The 21,304-nt window shown below is 70.3% G+C and carries 16 protein-coding genes; 4 read left to right on the top strand and 12 right to left on the bottom strand.

Annotation, left to right across the window (positions count from 1 at the left end; all coding sequences use genetic code 11):
* Both C5708_RS19035 and C5708_RS19030 read left to right on the top strand, forming a co-directional pair.
* Positions 1–276, top strand: a 276-nt coding sequence (locus C5708_RS19035) for a GIY-YIG nuclease family protein (RefSeq protein WP_242923548.1), incomplete at its 5' end; no start/stop codon positions are given.
* Between the two features lie 171 nt (positions 277–447).
* Positions 448–738: an AlpA family phage regulatory protein gene (locus tag C5708_RS19030; protein WP_091738346.1), complete on the top strand. Its 291-nt coding sequence runs from the start codon at positions 448–450 to the stop codon at positions 736–738.
* Here the strand turns inward: C5708_RS19030 and C5708_RS19025 are convergent.
* From C5708_RS19025 to C5708_RS19000, 6 genes are all read right to left on the bottom strand, one after another.
* The gene (locus C5708_RS19025; RefSeq protein ID WP_011157759.1) at positions 710–1,966 is read right to left on the bottom strand and encodes a tyrosine-type recombinase/integrase; all 1,257 of its coding nucleotides are present in this window, start codon (positions 1,964–1,966) and stop codon (positions 710–712) included. The genes C5708_RS19030 and C5708_RS19025 overlap by 29 nt on opposite strands.
* Positions 1,967–2,258: 292 nt before the next feature.
* Positions 2,259–3,821, bottom strand: a complete 1,563-nt coding sequence (gene guaA / locus C5708_RS19020) for a glutamine-hydrolyzing GMP synthase (RefSeq protein WP_242923546.1) — start codon at positions 3,819–3,821, stop codon at positions 2,259–2,261.
* Positions 3,822–3,835: 14 nt separating this feature from the next.
* A complete protein-coding gene (locus C5708_RS19015; protein WP_242923544.1) occupies positions 3,836–5,149 on the bottom strand; it encodes an RsmB/NOP family class I SAM-dependent RNA methyltransferase in 1,314 nt (437 codons plus the stop codon).
* A 19-nt stretch (positions 5,150–5,168) separates the two neighbouring features.
* Positions 5,169–6,632: an IMP dehydrogenase gene (gene guaB, locus C5708_RS19010; protein ID WP_242923542.1), complete on the bottom strand. Its 1,464-nt coding sequence runs from the start codon at positions 6,630–6,632 to the stop codon at positions 5,169–5,171.
* A 121-nt stretch (positions 6,633–6,753) separates the two neighbouring features.
* On the bottom strand, positions 6,754–7,485 hold the full coding sequence (locus tag C5708_RS19005) for an RlmE family RNA methyltransferase (protein WP_242923539.1): 732 nt from the start codon (positions 7,483–7,485) through the stop codon (positions 6,754–6,756).
* The gene (locus C5708_RS19000) at positions 7,482–8,618 is read right to left on the bottom strand and encodes a Ppx/GppA phosphatase family protein (protein WP_347567035.1); all 1,137 of its coding nucleotides are present in this window, start codon (positions 8,616–8,618) and stop codon (positions 7,482–7,484) included. The genes C5708_RS19005 and C5708_RS19000 overlap by 4 nt, the downstream gene beginning before the upstream one ends.
* A 160-nt stretch (positions 8,619–8,778) precedes the next feature.
* Between C5708_RS19000 and hspQ the strand changes: the two genes are divergently transcribed.
* A complete protein-coding gene (gene hspQ, locus C5708_RS18995; RefSeq protein WP_242923537.1) occupies positions 8,779–9,108 on the top strand; it encodes a heat shock protein HspQ in 330 nt (109 codons plus the stop codon).
* 136 nt (positions 9,109–9,244) lie between these two features.
* A complete protein-coding gene (gene phhA / locus C5708_RS18990; protein ID WP_242923535.1) occupies positions 9,245–10,120 on the top strand; it encodes a phenylalanine 4-monooxygenase in 876 nt (291 codons plus the stop codon).
* Positions 10,121–10,123: 3 nt separating this feature from the next.
* On the opposite strand, the gene C5708_RS18985 is transcribed toward phhA, so the two are convergent.
* The 6 genes from C5708_RS18985 to C5708_RS18960 all read right to left on the bottom strand — a co-directional run bounded on the left by C5708_RS18985 (position 10,124) and on the right by C5708_RS18960 (position 21,292).
* On the bottom strand, positions 10,124–11,464 hold the full coding sequence (locus tag C5708_RS18985) for an N-succinylarginine dihydrolase (protein WP_242923534.1): 1,341 nt from the start codon (positions 11,462–11,464) through the stop codon (positions 10,124–10,126).
* Positions 11,461–12,924 (bottom strand): succinylglutamate-semialdehyde dehydrogenase, encoded by a 1,464-nt coding sequence (astD, locus tag C5708_RS18980; protein WP_242923533.1) that lies wholly within the window; start codon positions 12,922–12,924, stop codon positions 11,461–11,463. Before astD ends, C5708_RS18985 begins: the two co-directional genes overlap by 4 nt.
* Complete coding sequence (locus C5708_RS18975) at positions 12,921–13,922, bottom strand: arginine N-succinyltransferase (protein ID WP_242923532.1); 1,002 nt, start codon at positions 13,920–13,922, stop codon at positions 12,921–12,923. The genes astD and C5708_RS18975 overlap by 4 nt, the downstream gene beginning before the upstream one ends.
* Positions 13,922–15,172, bottom strand: coding sequence for a hydrolase (locus C5708_RS18970; protein ID WP_242923560.1), 1,251 nt, complete (start codon positions 15,170–15,172; stop codon positions 13,922–13,924). Before C5708_RS18970 ends, C5708_RS18975 begins: the two co-directional genes overlap by 1 nt.
* A gap of 94 nt (positions 15,173–15,266) precedes the next feature.
* Positions 15,267–19,484 carry a translocation/assembly module TamB domain-containing protein gene (locus tag C5708_RS18965; protein WP_242923531.1) on the bottom strand — a complete coding sequence of 1,406 codons (4,218 nt, stop codon included), beginning with the start codon at positions 19,482–19,484 and terminating at the stop codon, positions 15,267–15,269.
* Entirely contained in the window at positions 19,481–21,292 is a 1,812-nt protein-coding gene (locus C5708_RS18960; protein ID WP_242923530.1) for an autotransporter assembly complex family protein, read from the bottom strand. Before C5708_RS18960 ends, C5708_RS18965 begins: the two co-directional genes overlap by 4 nt.
* Positions 21,293–21,304: the final 12 nt, after the last annotated feature.

The raw sequence follows: 21,304 nt of genomic DNA, 5'->3' as shown, positions 1-21,304 counted from the left end.
TTTTCCACGCCGATTCACATGACGGGAAGCCTGGGACTTGAACCGCGACGTGGATCGGACCGTTCTCGGCTTGCTTCTGAAGTGCCGCTTTCACGCTGGATTGAGAGCGCATGTGGCGTGACTTTCGCTACCGCTGAGCGTCCATGGGAATTCGAGACGGACGTCATCGCTATTCTCAACCCCCCACTGAATATTGACTGCGGCACCCATCCGTTTCGCCTTGAGGTCAAAGCGCGCCGCGCTGCGCTACGTCAGGCGTGCGGTTTAGGTGCCTGACCCTAAGGTCAATGCGAATATTTTCCCCTGCGGCCGCGATCCATTCGGCCGTGGACCCGCCGATTTGTACGCCATCGCCGCCGCGAGCCCTACGCCGGTGCGTTCGCTCTTTTCATGTCGGGTCTATCGGCTCCAATCGGCATCAGACGCTAATCTCGTTGGAGTAGAGTTATGTCGACGAAATCTGAGGCCCTCAAAAAGCGGATGATCCGCCGCCATGAGCTTCGGCAGATCGTACCGCTGGCCGACACCACCATCTATGAGATGGAACAACGCGGCGAATTCCCTCGTCGTTTTGCGCTCACCCCGCGCTGTGTGGTGTGGGATCTGGCCGAGGTCGAAGCCTGGCTGACCGAGCGCCTGGCGACAGCCCGGCGATCGCCAATCGACCGGGCGCCGCACCCCGATGTGCGCAAGCGCAAGGCGCGTCCCGTCAAAGCGCCGGATCAGGCGCGAGCATAGGCATCGAGGGCGGAATCAGGACCGGCACGCGCTTCTGCCCCGCCACCCAGGCATCGATAATATCAGACCATTCCTGCATCATATGCCGCCGCTGATGCTCGTACTCCGCCTTGTTGTAGACGCCGCGCGAGGACCGCCCGTCTTCATGGGCCAGGCACTTTTCGATCCAGTCGCTGTTGAACCCCAGTTCGTTGAGCAGGGTCGATCCGGTCCGGCGCAAGTCATGTACCGTGAACGGCTCCAGCGGTAAGCCTTCCTTCTGCGCGCGCTCCACGACAGCATAGGTGACGCGGTTGAAGGTCGCCCGGGACATTGGCGCATCCGCATCATACCGAGACGGCAGAAGGTAGCGCGAGTTGCCCGCGCAGGTCTTCAACGCGATCATGATGTCGAGGCATTGCTGCGAGAGATAGACGTTATGCGCCTTGGATCGCTTCATGCGCTCCTTGGGGATCGTCCACACGGCGTTCTCGAAGTCGACCTCGTCCCAGACCGCATCCTGCAGCTCGCTCTTACGCACCATCGTCAGCAGGAAGAGGCGCATCCCGAGTCGGATCGTTGGCAGCGTCGCCACATGGTCGAGCTGCTTGAGCATCACGCGAATTTCCGTCGGCGACAGCGACCGGTCCTTTGGAACGAACGTCGCGATCGAGGCGGGGCCGACATCGTCGGCCGGATTGGCGACCTTCTCGCCGTGCAAGATCGCAAACCCGTAGATCTGCTTGAGGATGTCGCGGACATGGATCGCAGTCGCCGGAGCGCCGCGATCAACGATCTTACCGCAGTGGGCGCGTAGGTCATCCGGCGTGATCTCTGTCAGCAGCCGATTCTTCCAGACTGGCAGAAGCTCTCGTTCGAAGATCGAACGCCGCATCGCGCGGGTGCTGTCGGCCATCGGCGCCTTCACCAACCAGCGCTCACCAAACTCGCCGAAGCTCTTAGCCTCCTTGATCCGGCGTTTGTCGCGTTGCTTTTCCTGGGCCGGGGACCTGCCTTCGAAGACTGCACGTTTAGCGTCGATCGTTGCTTCACGGGCTCGAGCCAGGGACAAACCGGAGGGACCGTACTTCCCCAGCGTCAGCGTCTCGCGTCGCCCATGCAGCCGGTAGTCCAGCCGAAACGTCAGCGTCCCGGAGGTTGAGACCTGAACATAAAGGCCGTCACGGTCAGTGACCTTGTATGCTTTTTCGCGTGGTTTCAGGTTCTTAAGGGCAACATCGGTGAGCATACCGACCTCCTCTACGCAAAATACCGTCAGGCGATTTTCGGCCATTTTCGCCGACATTATCGCTTGATTTACAATGGCTTAGTGCGGAAAAAATACCGTCACTGGCTTCAATACCTCTGACGGTATCGCTGGATTGGGCCAAGTGCAAGTTTGCCGGATACCGTCACGCATGACGCCAGGGCCAACCGCTGCTCCGCGATTGACCTCGATAGATAACGTGAGATAATCTTTTTATTTCAATGCTTTGATGGAGCTTTGCCGATTGATCGCGATAGCCAAAAATGGCCCCGAATCATTCCCACTCGATGGTGCCGGGGGGCTTGGAGGTGACGTCGTAGACCACCCGGTTGACGCCGCGCACTTCGTTGATGATGCGCGTGGCGGTGCGGCCGAGGACGTCCCAGGGGAACTCGAAGAAATCGGCGGTCATGCCGTCGGTCGAGGTGACCGCGCGCAGGGCCAGGACGTCCTCGTAGGTGCGGGCGTCGCCCATGACGCCGACGGTCTTGACCGGCAGCAGCACGGCGAAGGCCTGCCAGATCTTGTCGTAGAGGCCGGCGTTGCGAATCTCCTCCAGATAGATGGCGTCGGCCTTCTGCAAGGTGGCGACCTTGTCCGGGGTGATCTCGCCGGGGATGCGGATGGCCAGGCCCGGCCCGGGGAACGGGTGGCGGCCGACGAAGGCCGGGGCCAGACCCAGCTCGACGCCGAGGGCGCGGACCTCGTCCTTGAACAGCTCGCGCAGCGGCTCGACCAGCTTGAGCTTCATATAGTCCGGCAGGCCGCCGACATTGTGGTGGCTCTTGATCACCGCCGACGGGCCGCCGCGGGCCGAGACGCTCTCGACCACGTCAGGATAGAGCGTGCCCTGGGCCAGGAAGGTCGCGCCGTCGATCTTGGCCGCCTCGCGGTCGAACACGTCGATGAACAGCTTGCCGATAGTCTTGCGCTTGGTCTCGGGATCGGAGACGCCGGCCAGGGCGCCGAGGAATTCCTTCGACGCATCAACATGGATCAGCGGGATGTTGTAGTGATCCTTGAACAGGCTGACCACCTGCTCGGCCTCGTTCTGGCGCAGCAGGCCGGTGTCGACGAACACGCAGGTCAGCTGGTCGCCGATGGCTTCGTGGATCAGCACCGCCGCCACTGAAGAATCGACGCCGCCGGACAGGCCGCAGATCACCTTGCCCTGGCCGACCTGATCGCGGATGCGCTGGACCATTTCCTGACGGAAGGCGGCCATGGTCCAGTCGCCGGTCAGGCCGGCGACGCCATGGGTGAAGTTCTTGAGCAGTTGGGCGCCGCGCGGGGTATGCGCCACCTCCGGGTGGAACTGCACGCCATAGATCTTGCGCGCCTCGTCGGCGATGGCGGCGAACGGCGCGCCGGTCGAGGTGGCGATCACCTCGAAGCCGTCCGGAATGGCTACGACGCGGTCGCCGTGGCTCATCCACACCGTCTCGCGGTGATCGACGGCGCCGATGCCGGCGAACAGCGGGCTGTCCCTGGTGATGACGATCTCGGCCCGGCCGAATTCGCGGTGATGGCCGCCCTCGACCTTGCCGCCCAGTTGGGCGCAGATCAGCTGTTCGCCATAGCAGACGCCCAGCACAGGCACGCCCAGATCGAACAGACGCGGCGTGGCGCGCGGGCTCTCGTCCTCGGTGGTGCTGGCCGGGCCGCCCGACAGGATCACCGCCGCCGGCGCGAAATCGTCGAGGATGGCCTCGACCTTGTCGTAGGGGTGGATCTCGCAATAGACGCCGCTCTCGCGCACCCGGCGGGCGATCAGCTGGGTCACCTGGCTGCCGAAATCGACGATGAGGACGCGTTGGTGATTGGGTTCGGCGGTCATGCGGGTCCTCGCGGTCAGGCGGCGCGCTCCAGGACGGCGACGAAGAAGCCGTCGGTCCCGGCGCGGCGGGGGGTGAGACGTAGGGCGCCGTCCGCCGTGCGGAAGGCGGCAAGCTGGGAAAGACCGTCGGCCGTCGCAAGGCCGGAAGCGGCGATCGCCTCCAGGGCGTCGCGGCGGACGAAGGCGGCGTTGCGGGCCAGGAAGGCGTCGAGGCGGTCCTCGTTCTCCTCGGCCAGCAGCGAGCAGGTGACATAGACGATGCGGCCGCCCGGCTTGGCGAAGGTCGCGGCCTGATCGAGCACGCCGTCCTGTTCGGCCATGCGCCGCTCGAGCTGCTGGGGCGTCAGGCGCCATTTGGCGTCGGGCTGGCGCCGCCAGGTGCCCGAGCCGGTGCAGGGCGCGTCGACGAAGGTCAGGTCCATTCTGGCGGCCAGGCCGCGCAGCGGGTCCTTCTCGACCGGCGAGCGGATCTGCAGGTTGCGGACGCCCGCCCGCTGTCCGCGGCGGATGGTGTCGGCCAGACGGCGGGCGTCGGCGTCGTAGGCGAAGATCTGGCCGGTGTTGGCCATCGCCGCCGCCATGGCCAGGGTCTTGCCGCCGCCGCCGGCGCACAGGTCGAGCACCTGCTTGCCCTTGATGTCGCCGGCCGCCGAGGCGGCGATCTGCGAGCCGAGGTCCTGGACCTCGAACCAGCCCTTGGAGAAGGCGGGAATGGTCTCGACCGCGCCGGCGCGTTCGCTGGGCTCGGGCGCGGGAATGCGGGCGGCGGTCGCCAGCACGCCGCCGGCCTGGGCGTGCAGCGGCGCGAGGGCCTTCAGCCCGCGCTCAGGATCGGTCTTGAGGGTGTTGATGCGCAGGTCGACCGGCGCCCGCGCCGACAGGGCCGCCCCCTCCTCGCCCCGCTCGTCGCCGAACACGCGGGCCAGGGAGGCGTCGAGCCAGTCGGGATAGTCGCCGGCGACGGCGGGCGAGGCCTCGTCCAGGCCACGATCAGCCGACAGCGCCGTCTGTTCGGCCTCGGTCAGGGCGCCGGGGCCGTGCGGCTCTTCGCCGGCGGCCTCGGCGATGCGATCCACCGGCCATTTCCAGGCGAAGCGCAGCGCGCCGAGCGCGACGGCGCGGGCGCTGTCCTCCCCCATGCGCCAGCCGAGCGAGCGCTTGCGGCGCAGCGCATCCAGCACCAGGCCGGAGACCCAGGCGCGGTCCTTGGAGCCGGCGAAGCGACTGGCCTCGCCCCAGGACTTGAGCGCAAGCTTGGCCGGCTTGTGGCGGGTCTCGATATCCTCGAGAACGTCGATCGCCGCCGCTAGCCGGCCGCCGTCACGCATCCGAAATCCCTAGCCTTCCTTAGACCGGCGACGAGTAGTTCGGCGCTTCGCGGGTCATCATCACGTCGTGGACATGGCTTTCGCGCAGGCCCGCCCCGGTGATGCGGATGAACTTCGCCCGTTGCTGGAAGGTCGCGATGTCGGGAGCGCCGACATAGCCCATGGCGGCGCGCAGGCCGCCGACCAGCTGGTGGACGATGGCGCCGATGCCGCCCTTGTAGGCCACCTGCCCCTCGATGCCTTCCGGCACCAGCTTCAGGGTGTCCTGCACTTCCTTCTGGAAGTAGCGGTCGGCCGATCCGCGCGCCATGGCGCCGACCGAACCCATGCCGCGATAGGCCTTGTACGAGCGCCCCTGGTACAGGAACACCTCGCCCGGCGCCTCTTCGGTGCCGGCGAACATCGAGCCCATCATGGCGGTCGAGGCCCCGGCGGCGATGGCCTTGGCCAGGTCGCCCGAGAACTTGATGCCGCCGTCGGCGATGATCGGCACGCCGCTTTCGCGGCCGGCGCGCACGGCGTCGGCGATCGCGGTCAGCTGCGGCACGCCCACGCCCGCGACGATGCGGGTGGTGCAGATCGAGCCCGGCCCGATGCCGACCTTGACGGCGTCGGCGCCGGCGTCGATCAGCGCCTTGGCCGCGTCATAGGTGGCGACGTTGCCGGCGACGATCTGGACGCGGTTGGTCTCGCGCTTGACGCGGGCGACGGCCTGGCTGACCTGGACCGAATGGCCGTGGGCGGTGTCGATCACCACCACGTCGACCCCGGCCTCGACCAGGGCCATCGACCGCTCGTAGCCGACGTCGCCGACCGTGGAGGCGGCGCCGACCAGCAGACGGCCCTGGCCGTCCTTGGCGGCCAGCGGATGGGCCTGGGCCTTCTCCATGTCCTTGACGGTGATCAGGCCGACGGCGCGATAGGCGCCATCGACGACGATCAGCCGCTCGATGCGGTGCTGCTGCAGGATGGCCCGCGCCTCGTCCTGGCTGGTGCCCTCGCGGACCGTGACCAGGTTCTCGGTGGTCATCAGCTCCCTGGCCGGCCGGTCGAGGTTGAGCTCGAACCGCATGTCGCGGTGGGTCAGGATGCCGACCAGCTTGCCGCTGCCGCGCTCGACCACCGGAAAGCCGCTGATCTTGCGGCGGGCGGTGATCTCGCGGACCTCGCGCAGGGTGGTGTCGGGGTGGATGGTCAGCGGATTGATGACCATGCCGCTTTCGTAGCGTTTGACCTCGCGGACCTGATCGGCCTGCTCGTCGACGGTCAGATTGCGGTGCAGGACCCCCAGGCCGCCGGCCTGCGCCATGGCGATGGCCAGCCGGCTTTCGGTGACGGTGTCCATGGCGGCGGACACGATGGGGATGTTGAGCGAAATCTCGCGGGTGAACTTGGTCGCGGTGTTGACCTGGCCCGGCATCACTTCGGAGGCGGCGGGTTCGAGCAAAACATCGTCGAAGGTGAGCCCTTCGCGAATCTCCATAGGGATTCTCCGTTTTGCGGCGCGGGTATAGCTGAGAGGCGGCGGGTTGTCACCCCGGACAGCGGGCCTTTTTCGGAGCTTCCCCCTCATCCTCCCACGCCCTGCGGGCGCGGGCCCCTCTCTACGGTAGAGCGTTTCCAGTGCGCCCCGTGAAGCCCGTCGCCACCAGATACAGCTCCGAGCTTTCCGCTCGGCTGGCCTTGGGCTTGACGTGCTTGACGTCCGCGAAATGGGCCTTGAGCAGCTTGAGCAGGCCAGCGGTCTCGCCGCCCTGGAAAGCCTTGGTGACGAACACGCCGCCGGGCTTGAGCACCTCGATGGCGAAGTCGGCCGCCGCCTCGATCAGGCCGATGATGCGCAGGTGGTCGGTCTGCTTATGGCCGATGGTGTTGGGGGCCATGTCCGACAGCACCACGTCCGGCGCCCCGCCCAGCAGCTCGATCAGCCTGTCGCCGCAGGCCGGATCGGTGAAGTCCATCTCGATCAGGTGGGCCGGCGGCAACGGATCGACCGGCAACAGGTCGACGCCGACGACGCTTCCCGCCCCCCGCTCCAACGCCACCTGCACCCAGCCGCCCGGCGCGCAGCCCAGATCGATGACCCGCGCGCCCTTCTTCAGGAAGCGATAGCGGTCGTCGATCTCGGCCAGCTTGAACGCCGCGCGGGACCGGTATCCCTTGGCGCGCGCCTCGGCGGCGAAGGGATCGTTGATCTGACGCTCCAGCCAGGCCTGCTGCGAGGCCGTGCGCTTCCAGGCGGTCTTGAGGCGGGCCGGCTTGGCGCGCGCCTTGTCCTCGCCCCGCGTCGACATGCGGACCAGCCGCTTCTTTTCTTCGGGAGGTTTGTCGGTCATGCGCTGGCGGCCATGGCGAGGGGGGCGCCGCGCCCGCCGCGGCGGCGACGGCGGGGTCTACGGCGATTCCGTTCCGACATCAGCGACAACAGCAGCCCTTCGCGCAGGCCCCGGTCGGCGACGCGCACGCGATCGCACGGCCACAGCTCCTGCACCGCCTGGAGAATGGCCGCGCCGGCGAGCACCAGGTCGGCGCGGTCCGGCCCGATGCAGGGCTGGGCGGCCCGCTCGGTCACGTCAAGGTTCAGCAGCCGCTCGGCCGCGGCCTCGCAGTCGGCGTCGCTCAGCCACAGGCCGTCGACCCGGTTGCGGTCATAGCGCCGCAGGCCCAGGTGCAGGCCGGCCAGGCTGGTGATCGCGCCCGAGGTGCCGACCAGATGGGCGCGCCCCGCCTCGAAGATGGCCCGCATCGGCTCGGCGTGGGGGAAGGCGGCGATGCGCCCCTTGACCTCGTCGACCATGGCCCGGAACCAGGCGCGGCTGCCCGGCTCGGTCTCGGGGTACAGCTCGGCCAGGGTCACCACCCCGATCGGGATCGACAGCCAAGCCTTGATCGGCAGCCGATGGGCGGCGAACTGGCGGGCCTGGACGTCGAGTTCGGGCCCGGTCAGGTCCACCCAGGACAGCTCGGTCGAGCCGCCGCCGACGTCCACCACCAGGGCGGCGCTTTCGCGTCGGTCCAGCAGGTTGAGGCAGCCGGCCACGGAAAGCTGGGCCTCCTCGCGCGGGCTGATGATCTGGAGGTTGAGCCCCGTCTCGACGCGGACGCGCTCGACGAACTGCGGCCCGTTGGCGGCCGAACGGCAGGCCTGGGTGGCGATGGCCCGCACCCGCACCGCCTTGCGACGGCGAACCTTGTCGGCGCACACCCGCAGGGCGGCCATGGCCCGATCCATGGCGTCCGGATGCAGGCGGCCGCTCTGCGACAGCCCCTCGCCCAGGCGCACGATCCGCGAATAGGCCTCGACCACCCTGAAGCCGCCGGGGGTCGGCGTGGCGACCAGCAGCCGGCAATTGTTGGTGCCCAGGTCGAGCGCGGCGAAGCAAGGCGGCTCCCCCGAGCCGCTGCGGCCGTCCTGGAACCGCTCGCGGTCGTTGATTCGACCGTCCGGCGGCATGCGCGCCTCAGACATCAAACATTATCCTAAGAGCGCGGCCGGTTCGCCCAGGCGCCCTGCTTCGCGGCGACTGTAGCAAGGCCGTCGCCTGGCCGAAAGGCGCGGACTTGCCTAACCGCGCCTTGCCCTTACGTTCATCTTCCAGTCAGTGGTTTGGATTTAAGATCAGTTCATTATGAACGCTCGGCTCGCCAGGTTTGCGATCGGCCAAGTGGTCAAGCACCGGATTTTCCCTTTCCGTGGCGTGATCTTCGACGTCGATCCCGAGTTCGCCAACACCGAGGAGTGGTGGCTCTCGATCCCCGAGGACATCCGGCCGCGCAAGGACCAGCCCTTCTACCACCTGCTGGCCGAGAACGATCAGAACACCTACGTGGCCTACGTCTCCGAACAGAACCTCGTGCCGGACGAATCGGGCCTGCCGGTCGGCCATCCCCAGGCGGCGCTGCTGTTCGACGGGTTCCAGAACGGCTGCTACCACCTGCGCCCGCGCATCGCCCATTAGGCGGCGCCCGCCGGCCCCTCCCCTTTCGTCAAGCCTTGCGCCATAGCGCCTTCGCGCAGCACGTTTTCCCGGCGAAACGCGTTTTCGGGGCCAAAATCGAACGGAACTTTCCTCCGGTCGCGATCATCGTTCGTCCATGAGCGCAGACGGTTTTATCGGCGGCCCGCCTCCCGGCGCGAGGCCCGACTGGACGATCGACCAGGACTGGAACGGCTATTCCGCCGACGAGCACCGGGTCTGGATGACGCTGTACGAGCGGCAGACCGCCCTGTTGCCGGGCCGGGCCTGCGACCCGTTCCTCAAAGGCCTCGACGCCCTGGACCTGCACCGGGGCGGCATCCCCGATTTCGAACGCATCAACGAAGAGCTGGTGCGGCTGACCGGCTGGCGCGTGGTCGCCGTGCCCGGCCTGGTGCCGGACGACGTCTTCTTCGACCACCTGGCCAATCGGCGCTTCCCCGCCGGCCAGTTCATCCGCCGGCCCGACCAGCTCGACTACCTGCAGGAGCCGGACGTCTTCCACGACGTCTTCGGCCATGTGCCGATGCTGACCGACCCGGTGTTCGCCGACTACATGGAGGCCTACGGCAAGGGCGGCCAGCGGGCCCTCAGCCTGGGCCGCCTGCACAACCTCGCGCGGCTCTACTGGTACACGGTCGAGTTCGGCCTGATGGACACGCCCGAGGGCCTGCGCATCTACGGGGCCGGCATCGTGTCGTCCAAGACCGAGTCGATCTTCGCCCTCGACGATCCCTCGCCCAACCGCCTGGGCTTCGAGCTTGAGCGGGTGATGCGCACCCCCTACCGCATCGACGACTTCCAGCAGGTCTATTTCGTCATCCCGTCGCTGCAGACCCTGCTCGACGTCACCCTGCGCGACTTCGGACCGATCTACGACCGCCTGGCGACGGCCGCCGACATTCCGATCGAAGCGGTCGAAGCCGACGACCGCGTCGCCACGCGGGGAACCCAGGCCTACGCCAACGCCGGGGGGCGGCTGGCGGGAGCCTAAACCTCAGTCGAACCGCTGGAACGGGTAGAAGCCGTCGCCCAGGTCGAGGATCTGGGTCAGTTCGTCGAGCGCCGCGCGCGTTTCGTCCAGCAGGGCGGGATCGGCGAGGTCGGCCGGCGGCAGCCGGTCGCGATAGCGACGGCGAGCCCAGTCCTCCAGTCTGCCGTGCAGCACCGCGTCAAGCCGCTGGGCCTGGTTGGCCGCCTCCAGCTCGTCCGGCGTCAGCACCACCCGCAGGCGCAGGCAGGCCGGGCCGCCGCCGTTGCGCATGCTCTGGCGCACGTCGACATACTCCACCCGCCCGATCGGGCCGTTCGACGAGGCCAGGGCCTCGGCGGCCGCGCGGGCGCGGGGATTCTCCTGGGTCTCGATCGGGGCCAGCAGCACCAGGCGGTCCTCGCCCGGCAGCTCCAGGAGCTGGGAGTTGAACAGATAGGACGACACCGCGTCGGCCAGCGGCAGGTCGGCCGCCTTGATCTCGACGAAAGCCGGCTCGAACAGCCCCTCGGCGGCGGCGCGCACCGCCGCCTGCATCGCCGCGACGTCCTCGAAGGCCTGCTCGTGATACAGCAGGCACTCGCGCGTGCCGACGCAGACCACGTCGTTGTGGAACGCCCCGCCCTCGATGGCGGCCTTGGCCTGCCGGACGAAGACCGCGCCGTGAGCGCCCGAGCGGCGCGCCAGGGCCTGCGAGGCCTCCCGCGTCTGCCGGGCCGGGAACCGGCCGTCCCAACGCTCCCAGGCGTCGCGGCCGTAGACGAACAGGTTCACCCCCGGCTCGCCATGGGCGGCGCACAGGCGCACATGGTTGGCCGCGCCCTCGTCGGCCAGATGCGCCGTCGGGGCCAGCGCCGGCGGCACGGCGAAATAGGACTCGTCCGGGAACAGCCGCCGCAGGATCGCCCCGGTCTGGCCCGGCTCCAGGCTGCGGTGCAGGTTGGAGACCAGATTGGCCGGACTGAGCCATACCCGCCCGTCGGCGGAATCGACCGACGGCGTCACCGTCGCGGCGTTGGCCGCCCACATCGACGAGGCCGAGCAGGCCGCGGCCGCGAAGGCCGGCGCCTGCCGCCAGGCGGTCTCCAGCACCTCGGCGTCCGAGCCCTCGAAGCCCAGCGACCACAGGAACGGCAGGAACGGCCGCTCGTGCGGCGGCAGCACGAACTGGGGCACGCCGGCCTGGGCCAGCCGCCGCATCTTGGCCAGGCCCTCCAGCACGGCGGCGCGCGGGTTGGACGCCTCGCCGGCGTTCTTCTCGCTGGCCAGGTTGCCGGGCGACAGGCCGGCGTACGAATGGGTCGGCCCGACCAGGCCGTCGCAATTGGCCTCGACCGCGAAACTCATGCCCGCAGCCCCTTGATGTCGGCGACGGTGGAGACCACGGCGTCGGCCTCGAAACTGGCCACCGGATAGGCGCAATAGTCGGCGGCGTAATAGGCGCTGGGCCGGTGGTTGCCCGACGCGCCGAGGCCGCCGAACGGCGCGGTTCCGGCCGCCCCGGTGGTCGGGCGGTTCCAGTTGACCACCCCGGCGCGGCTGCGCTGGAGGAACGTCTCCCACAGGCCCGGATCGTTCGAGACCAGCCCGGCCGACAGGCCGTAGCGCGTGGCGTTGGCGGCGGCGATCGCGGCGTCGAAATCGGCGACGCGCGTGACCTGGACCAGCGGCGCGAAGACCTCCTCGTCGGGAACGTCCACGCCGGCGACGTCGATCAGGCCTGGGCCGACAAAGGCCTGGCCCAGGTCCTCGCGAAGGGCCAGCGGGCGGATCGGCCGGGCGCCGGCCTCGACCAGACCGCGTGCGGCCGCCACCGCGCCGGCCGCCGCCCGCGCCGAGATCAGCGGCCCCATGAACGGCTCGGCCGCGCCGTCCCACGGCCCGACGAGCAGTCGGTCGGCCAGGGCCGCGACGGCCTCGACCACCGCCTCGCCCGCCGCGCCCTCGGGCACGATCAGGCGGCGCGCGCACGAACAGCGCTGACCGGTGGTGATGAACGACGACTGCACGACCAGGGCGGCCACGGCCTCGGCGTCGCCGGCCTCCCAGACCACCAGCGGGTTGTTGCCGCCCAGCTCCAGGGCCAGGATGACGTCGGGCCGGTCGGCGAAGCGGCGGCGGAAGAAGGCGCCGGCCTGGGCCGAGCCGGTGAACAGCAGGCCGTCGATCTCCTGATCGATCAGGGCCTGGCCGACCTCGCGGCCGCCCTGGACCAGGTTGACCACCCCGGCCGGCAGATCGGCGGCCTCCAGCGCCTCGACCAGCAGCTGGCCGGCCAGCGGCGTCTCTTCCGACGGCTTGAACACCACGGTGTCGCCGGCCAGCAACGCCGGCACGATATGGCCGTTGGGCAGGTGTCCCGGGAAGTTGAACGGCCCGAGCACGGCCATCACCCCATGCGGGCGATGCCGCAGGGCGGCGCGGCCGAAAGCGGTCGGCGCGCTGCGCTCGCCGGTGCGCTCGTCATAGGCGGCGATCGAGACGTCGACCTTGCCCATCATCGAGGCCAGCTCGGCCTTGGTCTCCCACAGCGCCTTGCCGGTCTCGCGCGAAAGCGCCTCGGCGAAGGCCGGGGCGCGGGCCTCCAGCGCGGCCTTGTAGCGCCGCATCGCCTCGATGCGCGCCTGGCGCGGTCGGTCGGCCCAGTCGCGGAACGCGCCCCGCGCGGCGGCCACCGCCGCGGCGACCTCCGCCGCTGCGGCAGAGGCGGCGCGCCAGACCGTCGCCCCGCTCGCGGGGTCGGTGGATTCCAAGACCGGCCCGGAGCCCTCGCGCCACGCTCCGCCGATGAACAACGCCTGCGTCATGCCTTCACCCTGATCCGGTCGCCCTCGCGCACGCCCAGCACCTCGGCCGCGTCGCGCGAGATCGTCGCCTGTTCGTCCTTGATCGCCGTCGCCGTCCGCACGGCGCGGAAACGCTGGATCTCGCCAGCGGAGACCAGCGCCTCGGAGCCTTCGATGTCGCCCACCCGCGCCCGGAACCAGCGCGCGTCCCGCACGGTGCGGATGTCGTCGCGCGGACAGGCCACGGTCGGGCCGGCGTCGAAGATGTCGACCAGCCCCTGGTAGCGGAATCCCTCGGCCTCCAGCATGGCCCTGGCCGCCTCGCCCTCGCGGTGGACCTGGGCGATGGCGTCGCAGGCCGCCTTGGGCAGCAGCTCGACATAGATCGGATGACGCGGGGCGAGGTCGAGGATGAACTGACCGTCGGTCGAGGCGCTCATCAGGTCGGCCTGGTCGAAGGCCAGCCGGAAGAACTTGGAGGCGACGCTGTCCCAGAACGGGCACGAGCCGTCATCGTCGAACCAGCCGCGCAGCTCGGCCAGCACCATCTCGGCGAACCGCTGGGGCTCGCTCCCGATCAGCATGTAGCGCGACTGGGCCAGCAGCCGCCCCGCCCCGCCCTTGCGGCGCTCGGGACGCAGGAACAGCGAGCCCACCTCGGACCAGCCGGCGCATTCGTTGACCAGCACCAGCGCCTTGTGGTCGAAGCGCATCGACAGGGTCGGCGACGACTGGGCCAGCGTCACCACCCGGAACGAGAAGAACGGCCGCTTCAGGCCGACCCCCGCCTTGACCCCGGCCACGCCGTCCACTCGCCCGGCGGCGGCGTCCTCGAGCATCAGGGTGTACCAGGCCTCGAGCGGCGCGATCGCGCCCTCGAAGCTGCGCTGGGAGAGCTGAAGCCGGTCCTTCAGCGTCGCCTCGTCCTCGGGCAGGCTGGTGAAGCCCCGCCCCGACAGCACCGCCAGCTCCATCAGGGAATCGAAATCGGCCGGACCAGCCGGACGGACCACCAGCATCAAGCGTTCTCCATCGCCGCCCGCAGTCCGGGGCCGTCGATCTCGCCAGCGGCGAGTTTCATGAGGATCAGGGCCGAAAGCTGCGCGCGTTCGAGGAAGCTTTCCGGCCAAGCGTACTCGTTCTCGCTGTGGATGTCGCCGCCGCGAACGCCCAGCGTGTCGACGTTCGGCAGACCGGCGGCGAACAGGTTGTTGCCCTCGCAGACGCCGCCGGACGGCTTCCAGCCGATGTCCTGGCCGAGCAGCCGCCCCGCCGCCCGCACCGCCTCGAACAGGCGGCTTTGGGCCGCGTTGAACGGCTTGGCCGGCCGGGTGAAGCCGCCGTGCAGGTCGAGGCTCAGCCCCTCGCCCTTTCCCGCCTCCAGCGCCGCCTCGACGGCGCTTCGGGTCCACGCCCCGGCCTCGGCGTCGGGGAAGCGGACGTTGAAGCGCACCACGGCGACGTCGGGCACCATGTTCAGCGGCGAGCCGCCGTCGATGCGGGCGACATTGAGCGTCACGCCCTCGCGACCGCCGTTGACGGCGTTCAGCGCCTCGGCGAGCCGGGCCGCCGCGACCACCGCGTTGCGGCCGAGGTGGAAGTCGCGCCCGGCATGGGCGGCGCGGCCGCGCACGACGACATGGAAATTGCCCGAGCCCTTGCGCGCGCCGGCCAGCGTGCCGTCGGCCAGGGCCGGCTCGTAGGTCATGCCCACGTGCCCCTGGGCGCCCAGTTCGGCCAGCAGCGGCGCCGAGGCCAGGGACCCGATCTCCTCGTCCGGCGACAGCAGCACGCGATAGCCCAGCCGGCCGGCCAGCGGATGGCGTTCGAACGCGGCCAAGGCCCCCAGCATGACGCTGATCCCGCCCTTCATGTCGGCGATCCCGGGGCCGTGCAGCGCGCCGTCGGCGCGGTCGACCACCCGCTGGAACGGGCTCTCGGCCGGATAGACGGTGTCGTAGTGCCCCGTAAGCACCACCTGCACCGGCGCGTCCGGGCGCACGGTCAGGCGCAGGGCGTCGGTATGGGCCTGCGGCCGCTCGCGACCGTCCGCGGCGATCTCGACCGAGGGCGACAGCGGCAGGCTCTCCACCTCGCCCGGAGCCTGCGCCAACACCTGGGCCAGGACGGCGCGCTGCCGCTCCAGTCCTTCCAGGTTGCGGCTGCCCGAATTGATCGCGCACCATTCGACGGCGCGCCCGACGAGGCCGCGTCCGCCGTCCGCCGCCATGGCGTCCAGCACGGCGCGGTCGTCCGCGCCGAGGTTCAGGTCTTGGATTCGCTCGCTCACGCTTCACCCTAGCCGAGATTTCGAGACACGATCTTCCCGCCGGAACGCCGTTCAACGAGGCGGCCGCGCAAGATCAGGGCGCCGCCTGCGCCGCCGGCGCACGATCCTTCCGCCCCAGGTCCTTGCGCCAGCGCACCGACAGGCGCGTGTCGCCCAGCGACGTCACCTTGGAGACGATGGCGAGGCTGCGCTTCAGGCGCCATTCGACCTGGGCCGACGGGCCGTCGCGGCCGCCGCCGGCCAGCTCCAGATAGACGTTGTCGGTGAGGTACTTGCCGCCCGCAACGGTGACGCCCGAGGCCTGGTCGCCGCCCAGGGCCAGCCGGTCGAGGCCGGCCAGCCCGCGCAGGCCGCCTATGATGTCGAAGCCGCCGCCGGTGGCCAGCGACGCCAGGGCGGCCGCCAGCTGGGCGGCCTCCACCGGCGACAGCTGCGAGGCCGAGCGGCCGAACAGCACCTGCGACAGGATCTCGTCGCTGGGCAGGGTCGGGGTCGAGGTCAGGGCGATCACCGGCTTGGCGGCGGTGCCGGTGATCTTGATCACGGCCGTCAGGGACGGATCGTCCCGGGTCGCCGACAGGTCGAGCTTGATGTTGTCCGGCGAGGTGGCCAGGCGGATCGTCCCCTGGTCGTCGAAGGCGAACCGCTTGCCGCCGAAATCGTAGTCGCCGCGCACGATGCGCGCCACGCCGGTCAGCGCCGGCGCGGCGGTGGTGCCCGAGACGTGGGCGTCGACCGACAGCTCGGCGTTCAGCCCCATGCCGTTGATGAAGATGCGGCGCGGCGCGCGCAAGGCGACGTCCAGCGCCACCGCCGGCCCCTTGGCCGCCGGCTTGACGTCGCCGGCGGCCTCGTCGCCCGGCTTGTTGCGTTCGACCACGTCCATGCGCACCACGCCGTTGGGCGTGCGCGTGCGGGCGGCGATGTCGGCCCGGTCGATGGTCAGGGCCCCGGTCAGCTTGGCCTTGCCGTCGCCGCCGCGCACCACCGTCACGCTGCCGGTGGCGCTGGCCTGGGCCATGTCGTTGTCGATGACGCGGAACGCCTTGGCCGCCAAGGTCAGGGTGCTGGCCTCCTTGGCGTCCAGGCTGACCTGCCCCTGGCCGGACAGCGTGCCGCCATGTCCGTCGGCGGCGCTGAACTGGCGGAACGCCACGCGGTTCTGGCTGAGGTCGGCGTCCAGCGTCACGTCCTGCAGGCGCAATCCGGTGCCGGCGTCCTCGAACTTGCCGCTGGTCAAGGCCGCATGTCCGACCACCTTGGGCTGGTTCAGCGTGCCGGCGACGGTTCCCTGGGCGACGATGCGGCCGGCCAGCGACTGCTCGCCGCCATAGACCAGGTCCCAGATCGGCTTCAGCTCGCCGTCGGCGTCGAAGCGGCCGGAGATCGGCTTGGTCTTGTCGATGGCCAGGCGGAACGGCGCGGCCGAGGCCTCGGTGGGCAGCACCACGCTGGCCGTGCTCTTCAGGCCCTTGCTGTTGGAGGTGGCCGCCTCGATGGTCAGGCGCGTATCGGCCAGCACGGCGTGGACGCGCCCGTCGAGGGCGAGGTCGGCCGCCGCGTCCAGGCTGCGCGCGCCGGTCAGCCTGGCGTCGAGCGCGCCGTCGAGGCGCGAGCCCTTGCCGTTGGCCGCCAGCACGCCGCTGATCTTGCCGGCGTAGTCCTCGGCGAACGCGCCGAGGTCGACGCCGTCGACCGTTCCCTTCACCGTCACCGCCTCGCCGGTCTGGCGGGCGTCGAGGTCGGCCTTGCCGCCGGCCACCGACAGGCTGGCCCGGGCGCTCAGCCCGCCGCCGCCGAAGGCCACATGGAGGGGCTCCAGCGTCTTGAAGTCGGCGCGGAGCACGCGGCCGCCGCCGGCGAAGCTGACGCCCCAGCTCTGGTTGGCGCCCTGGCCGGTCTGGTCGGCGACGCCGGAACCGGCGAGCTTGAACGGCGTCTGGTTCTCGCGGAACTCGGCGGCGACGGTGTAGGGCATGTGGGCCAGCGGGCCGTCGGCGTTCAGCCGGATGGTCTTGAAGAAGAAGGTGGAGTTGCGCAGGGCCAGCCCGTCGGCGTTCAGCCGGATGGTTCCGCGCGGGCCGCCCGCAGCGTCGACGATCTTCACCGCGGCGTCGGCCTTGCCTCGCGTCACGAAGGCGCCCGGCCCCGCCGTCAGAACGAGGTCGGCGGTCGAGGGCGAACTTCCTCGCAGCGAGATCGCGCCCGACGCCTTGACCCCGCCGGCGTCGGCGTCGACGTCCGACAGGTCGAGGCCGTCCTCCTGGAAGCGGAACGCGGCCTTGGCCCGGGCTGGACCGTAGGCGCTGGAGCCGGTCAGGCCGAACTGCCCGTCGAAGGCGCCGCCGGCCAGCTTGGCGAAGGTCAGGTCGAGATGGGCCGGCTTGATGGTCAGCTCGGGGAAGTCGATGGCGTCGATGTCGGCCTTGAGATCGGCGCGCGGCGCCGAGACCGTTCCGCCGATGGAGCCACCGCCCTTGACCTTGCCGGAGATCTCGATGGGCCCGGCCGCGAACGGCCCCTGGGCCTGCCAGTCGAGCGCGAACCGCAGGGCTCCGTCCTTGGCCAGCACGCCGCTGGTCGAGGCCGAGGCCGCCGCGCCGTCGAGGCTGGCCTTGGTCACGGTCACGGCCCCGTCGGCGTAGGACGCCGCCGCTTTCAGGCGCGGCGCGGCCCCGAGCAGCCGGTCCGCCTCGCCCAGGCCGCTGGCGAAGGAGACGCCGCGCCCGTCGAGCGTGAAGGTCCAGGGCTTGTTCGCCCCCGACTGCGCGGCCGACCAGTCGGTCCTGAGCGCGCCCTTGGCCCCCTTGTGGGCGACGGCCAGGTTCGACACCTCGGCGACGCCCTTGAAGTTCAGCCCGCCCAGCAGGCCGCGGCCGCCGCTGGCGTCGACCTTGAGGCCGGCCCCGCGCGCCTGAAGCGCCTTGATCAGCAGGCGCCCGTCGGCCAGACGGGCCGCCGTCGCCGAGACCTGCGGCCGCTCGCCGAGCAGCGCGCCGAGCACGCCCTGGCCGCGGCCGCCGGCGCCGGCGATGCGGGCGTCCAGGCCGATCTCGTTCTTGGCCAGGGTCAGGGTAAGCGGGCCGCTGGCGCGAGCCAGGCTGTAATCGCCGGCCGCGATCCTATCGACCGTCAGGGTCCCGGCCAGTTTCCAATCGGCGTCGCGCCCGGCCAGCCGGCCGTCGAACAGGCCCGCCCCCATCTTCGGCGCGGCGAGGATACGCGACAGGTCGGCCACCTTCAGCGTCACCGCCACGCCGTCGGGCGCGGCGCGCTTGCCGATGTCGCCTCGCCCCTTGGCCTGGAGCGTCAGGTTGTCGGCGTTCGCCTGGAGCGCCAGGTCGAACATGTCGCCCGGGGCCTTGGCCCCCGAGACGGTGAACCGCACCTCGGACCCGACCATGCGCTGGTAGGCCGCCGTCAGGCTGGACGCGGCCAGGGACAGCCGGCCCGAGGCCGAGCCGCCGGCCGGGGTCCACGAACCGGCCGCCTCCACCGGGACCTTGTCGCCCGAAGTCGCGCGCAGGCTGAGCCGGCCGTCCGAAGTGGCGCCGGTGACGCGGGCGGCCAGCGAGAAGGCCTGGTCGGCCGGAAGGCCCAGCGCGCCGGCCAGCGCCCCGCCCTTGCCCTCCGACGCGTCGGCGAACAGGGCGATCTGCCGGCTGCGGCCGAGGCTGAAGCGGGTGCTCAGGCCGTCGCCGGCGTGGAGCAGGCTGCGGGCGGCGATCTGCCCCTCCAGCCCGCCCTTGCGCTCGACGTCGAGATCGCCGTCGACGTCGAACAGCCCGTGACGCACGCTGAACTCCGGCAGGGTCTCCAACTGGAAGGCCATCCTGTCGATGACCAGCGACAGCGGCGACGGTCCCGGCGGCCCGGCCGGGCCCAGGATCGGCCGCCGAAGGACGCGGATGTCCCCCGCCGAGATCGAGTTGGCGTGGAAGCGCCGTTGCAGCAGCTCGCCCGCCCGCCAGACGACGCCGATGCGGTGGGCCTCCAGCCAGACGCCCTTGTCGTCGGACACCGTCAGCTTTCGGACGGAGAAGTCGCGCCAGAGGTCGCCCTCCAGCCCCTCGATCTTCAGCCGGCCGAACCGGCTGACCTTCAGTCCGTCGGCCTTGGCCTCGATGAAATGACGCACGGCGGGCGACAGCACGCTGTAGCGGGCGGCCACGACCAACACCGAGATCAGGACGGCGAGGCCCAACACGACCAGCAGGATCACGCCCAACAGGCCGGGCCGCTTGCGCGTTCCGGCGGACGGCGTCGGCTCTGGCGAGGTCTGGTCGCTCAAAAGCTTTGTCCGATGCTGAGGTAGATCTGATAGTCGGGGTCTCCGTTGTTCTTGTTCAACGGGATGGCCACGTCGGCGCGGATCGGCCCGAAGCCGAGGTCGTAGCGCACGCCCAGGCCGGCGCCGGTGTTGACCTTGCGGAACTCGGGCGTCGCGCGCGAATCCACCGAGCCGGCGTCGACGAAGGCGACCACGCCCCACTTTTCGGTGATGCGTTGGCGCAGCTCCAGCGACGCCTCGAACAACGACCGTCCGCCTTCGGGCGAATTGTCCGCGAAGCGCGGACCGACGCCCTGATAGGAATAGCCCCGCACCGAACCGCCGCCGCCGGCGAAGAACCGCTGCGGCGCGGCGACGCTGTACACGTCCTTCACGCCCGTGATCGAGCCGACCTTGACCCGACCGGCGATGACCGTGGAGGCCTTCTCGCCGAACGGCAGGTAGCCGGTCGCCTGGGCCTGGGCCTTGACGTAGGCCTGACCGCTGCCGTCCAGGGTGACGGTCGGCTCGAGGCGGCTGTCGAGCCGCCAGCCCTGCGTCGGGTTCAGCGGATTGTTGGAGCGGTCGAGGAAGAAGGCCGCCAGCCCGATCAGGGTGACGAGGTCCTGCCCCTCCTTCTTGATCACGTCGGCGGCGGCCATCTTCTCGACGGTGCGGCCGTATTTCAGCGTGGCGCCGTAGGTGAAATAAGACGTCTTGCCGAACCGGCGGGTGATGTCGGCGCCCGTGCTGACGCCCGTCTCCCGATAGGCGTCGGTGTCGTTGTCGATCGCCCCGATCCTGGCCTTGAAGGTCTGCTGCGGGCGCAGCCAGTGCGGCAGGGACAGCTCGATCTGGAGCAGGCGCTCGATCTGAGCGTACTTGGCCAGCACCGTCAGGGTGTCGGCGCGGCCGAAGCGGTTGTAGCGCACCCACTTGGCGTCGACGCCCTCGCCTTCGCTGGTCGAGTAGTTGACGCCGAGGTCGATGGTGCTGCGCGGCCGGTCGGCCAGGCTGACCACCACCGGCCGCAGGCCGTTCACCGTCGCCGTCTCCGGCGCCAGGGCGACGGTGACGGAGTTGTAGGCCCCGGTATCCAGCAGGCGGCGCTCCAGCTCGGCCACCTTGTCGGGATCGTAGACGTCGCCCGGCTTCCACGGCGCCAGGCGGCGGACCCAGTCCGGCTTGGTGCGGCCGCGCGTATGCATGTCCAGGCCGTTCAGGCGGACCAGCTTGCCGGCCTCTATGCGATAGGTGGGCCGGACCGAAAAGTCGGCGTGGTCGACGATCACTTCGCGCGGCGCGGCCGCGGCGTCGGCGTAGCCGCGTTTCTGGATCGCCGCGACGATGCGCCCCTCGGCGGCGATCACCTCGACCGCCCGGCCGGGGCCGCCGGCCTTGAGCGCCATCGCCTTGTCGCCGGCCGCCTGGGCGTCGGCGTCGGGGACGTCGCCCACCCAGTCGATCTTTGGTGCGGCAAGCAGGAAGCGGCGGCCGGCGGTGACGGTGATCACCGGCTGGGGCGCCTCGCCCTCGCCGAGGCTGGGATCGATCTCGGCGGCGTAGTAGCCCTCGGAACGCAGCACCGCCTGGGCCGCGTCGGCGGCTTCGCGCGCCCGGCGGCGGGCTTCGATCCGGCTCTTGGGGGCGGCCTTGGCCTCGCCGACCGCCTGTTCGATCTGGGTTTCGAGCCTGTCGTCGGTCACGCCGCGGACAGCGGCGCGCGGCTCGTCCGCCCGCGCGGCCGACGCGCCCAGCGCCACGGGAATCGTCAGCGCGACGCCGATCAGCCGCACAGAGGCGGCGGTTGCGAAATTTGCTCTTCGCACGCAATCATCCTG

It is taken from the genome of Caulobacter sp. CCUG 60055 (assembly GCF_022750545.1).
Classification (GTDB): Bacteria; Pseudomonadota; Alphaproteobacteria; order Caulobacterales; family Caulobacteraceae; genus PUIC01.
The sequence above is the reverse complement of the archived record's forward strand: the minus strand, read 5'-3'. Positions and strand labels throughout refer to the sequence as shown.

What these genes read in the sequence shown, in the direction of transcription:
- C5708_RS19000 (WP_347567035.1), bottom strand. Translation starts at nt 8,618, where the DNA reads ATGTCTGAGGCGCGCATGCCGCCGGACGGTCGAATCAACGACCGCGAG.
- C5708_RS18975 (WP_242923532.1), bottom strand. Translation starts at nt 13,922, where the DNA reads ATGCTGGTGGTCCGTCCGGCTGGTCCGGCCGATTTCGATTCCCTGATG.
- C5708_RS19015 (WP_242923544.1), bottom strand. Translation starts at nt 5,149, where the DNA reads ATGCGTGACGGCGGCCGGCTAGCGGCGGCGATCGACGTTCTCGAGGAT.
- C5708_RS19005 (WP_242923539.1), bottom strand. Translation starts at nt 7,485, where the DNA reads ATGACCGACAAACCTCCCGAAGAAAAGAAGCGGCTGGTCCGCATGTCG.
- hspQ (WP_242923537.1), top strand. Translation starts at nt 8,779, where the DNA reads ATGAACGCTCGGCTCGCCAGGTTTGCGATCGGCCAAGTGGTCAAGCAC.
- C5708_RS19025 (WP_011157759.1), bottom strand. Translation starts at nt 1,966, where the DNA reads ATGCTCACCGATGTTGCCCTTAAGAACCTGAAACCACGCGAAAAAGCA.
- phhA (WP_242923535.1), top strand. Translation starts at nt 9,245, where the DNA reads ATGAGCGCAGACGGTTTTATCGGCGGCCCGCCTCCCGGCGCGAGGCCC.
- C5708_RS18985 (WP_242923534.1), bottom strand. Translation starts at nt 11,464, where the DNA reads ATGAGTTTCGCGGTCGAGGCCAATTGCGACGGCCTGGTCGGGCCGACC.
- astD (WP_242923533.1), bottom strand. Translation starts at nt 12,924, where the DNA reads ATGACGCAGGCGTTGTTCATCGGCGGAGCGTGGCGCGAGGGCTCCGGG.
- C5708_RS19030 (WP_091738346.1), top strand. Translation starts at nt 448, where the DNA reads ATGTCGACGAAATCTGAGGCCCTCAAAAAGCGGATGATCCGCCGCCAT.
- guaA (WP_242923546.1), bottom strand. Translation starts at nt 3,821, where the DNA reads ATGACCGCCGAACCCAATCACCAACGCGTCCTCATCGTCGATTTCGGC.
- guaB (WP_242923542.1), bottom strand. Translation starts at nt 6,632, where the DNA reads ATGGAGATTCGCGAAGGGCTCACCTTCGACGATGTTTTGCTCGAACCC.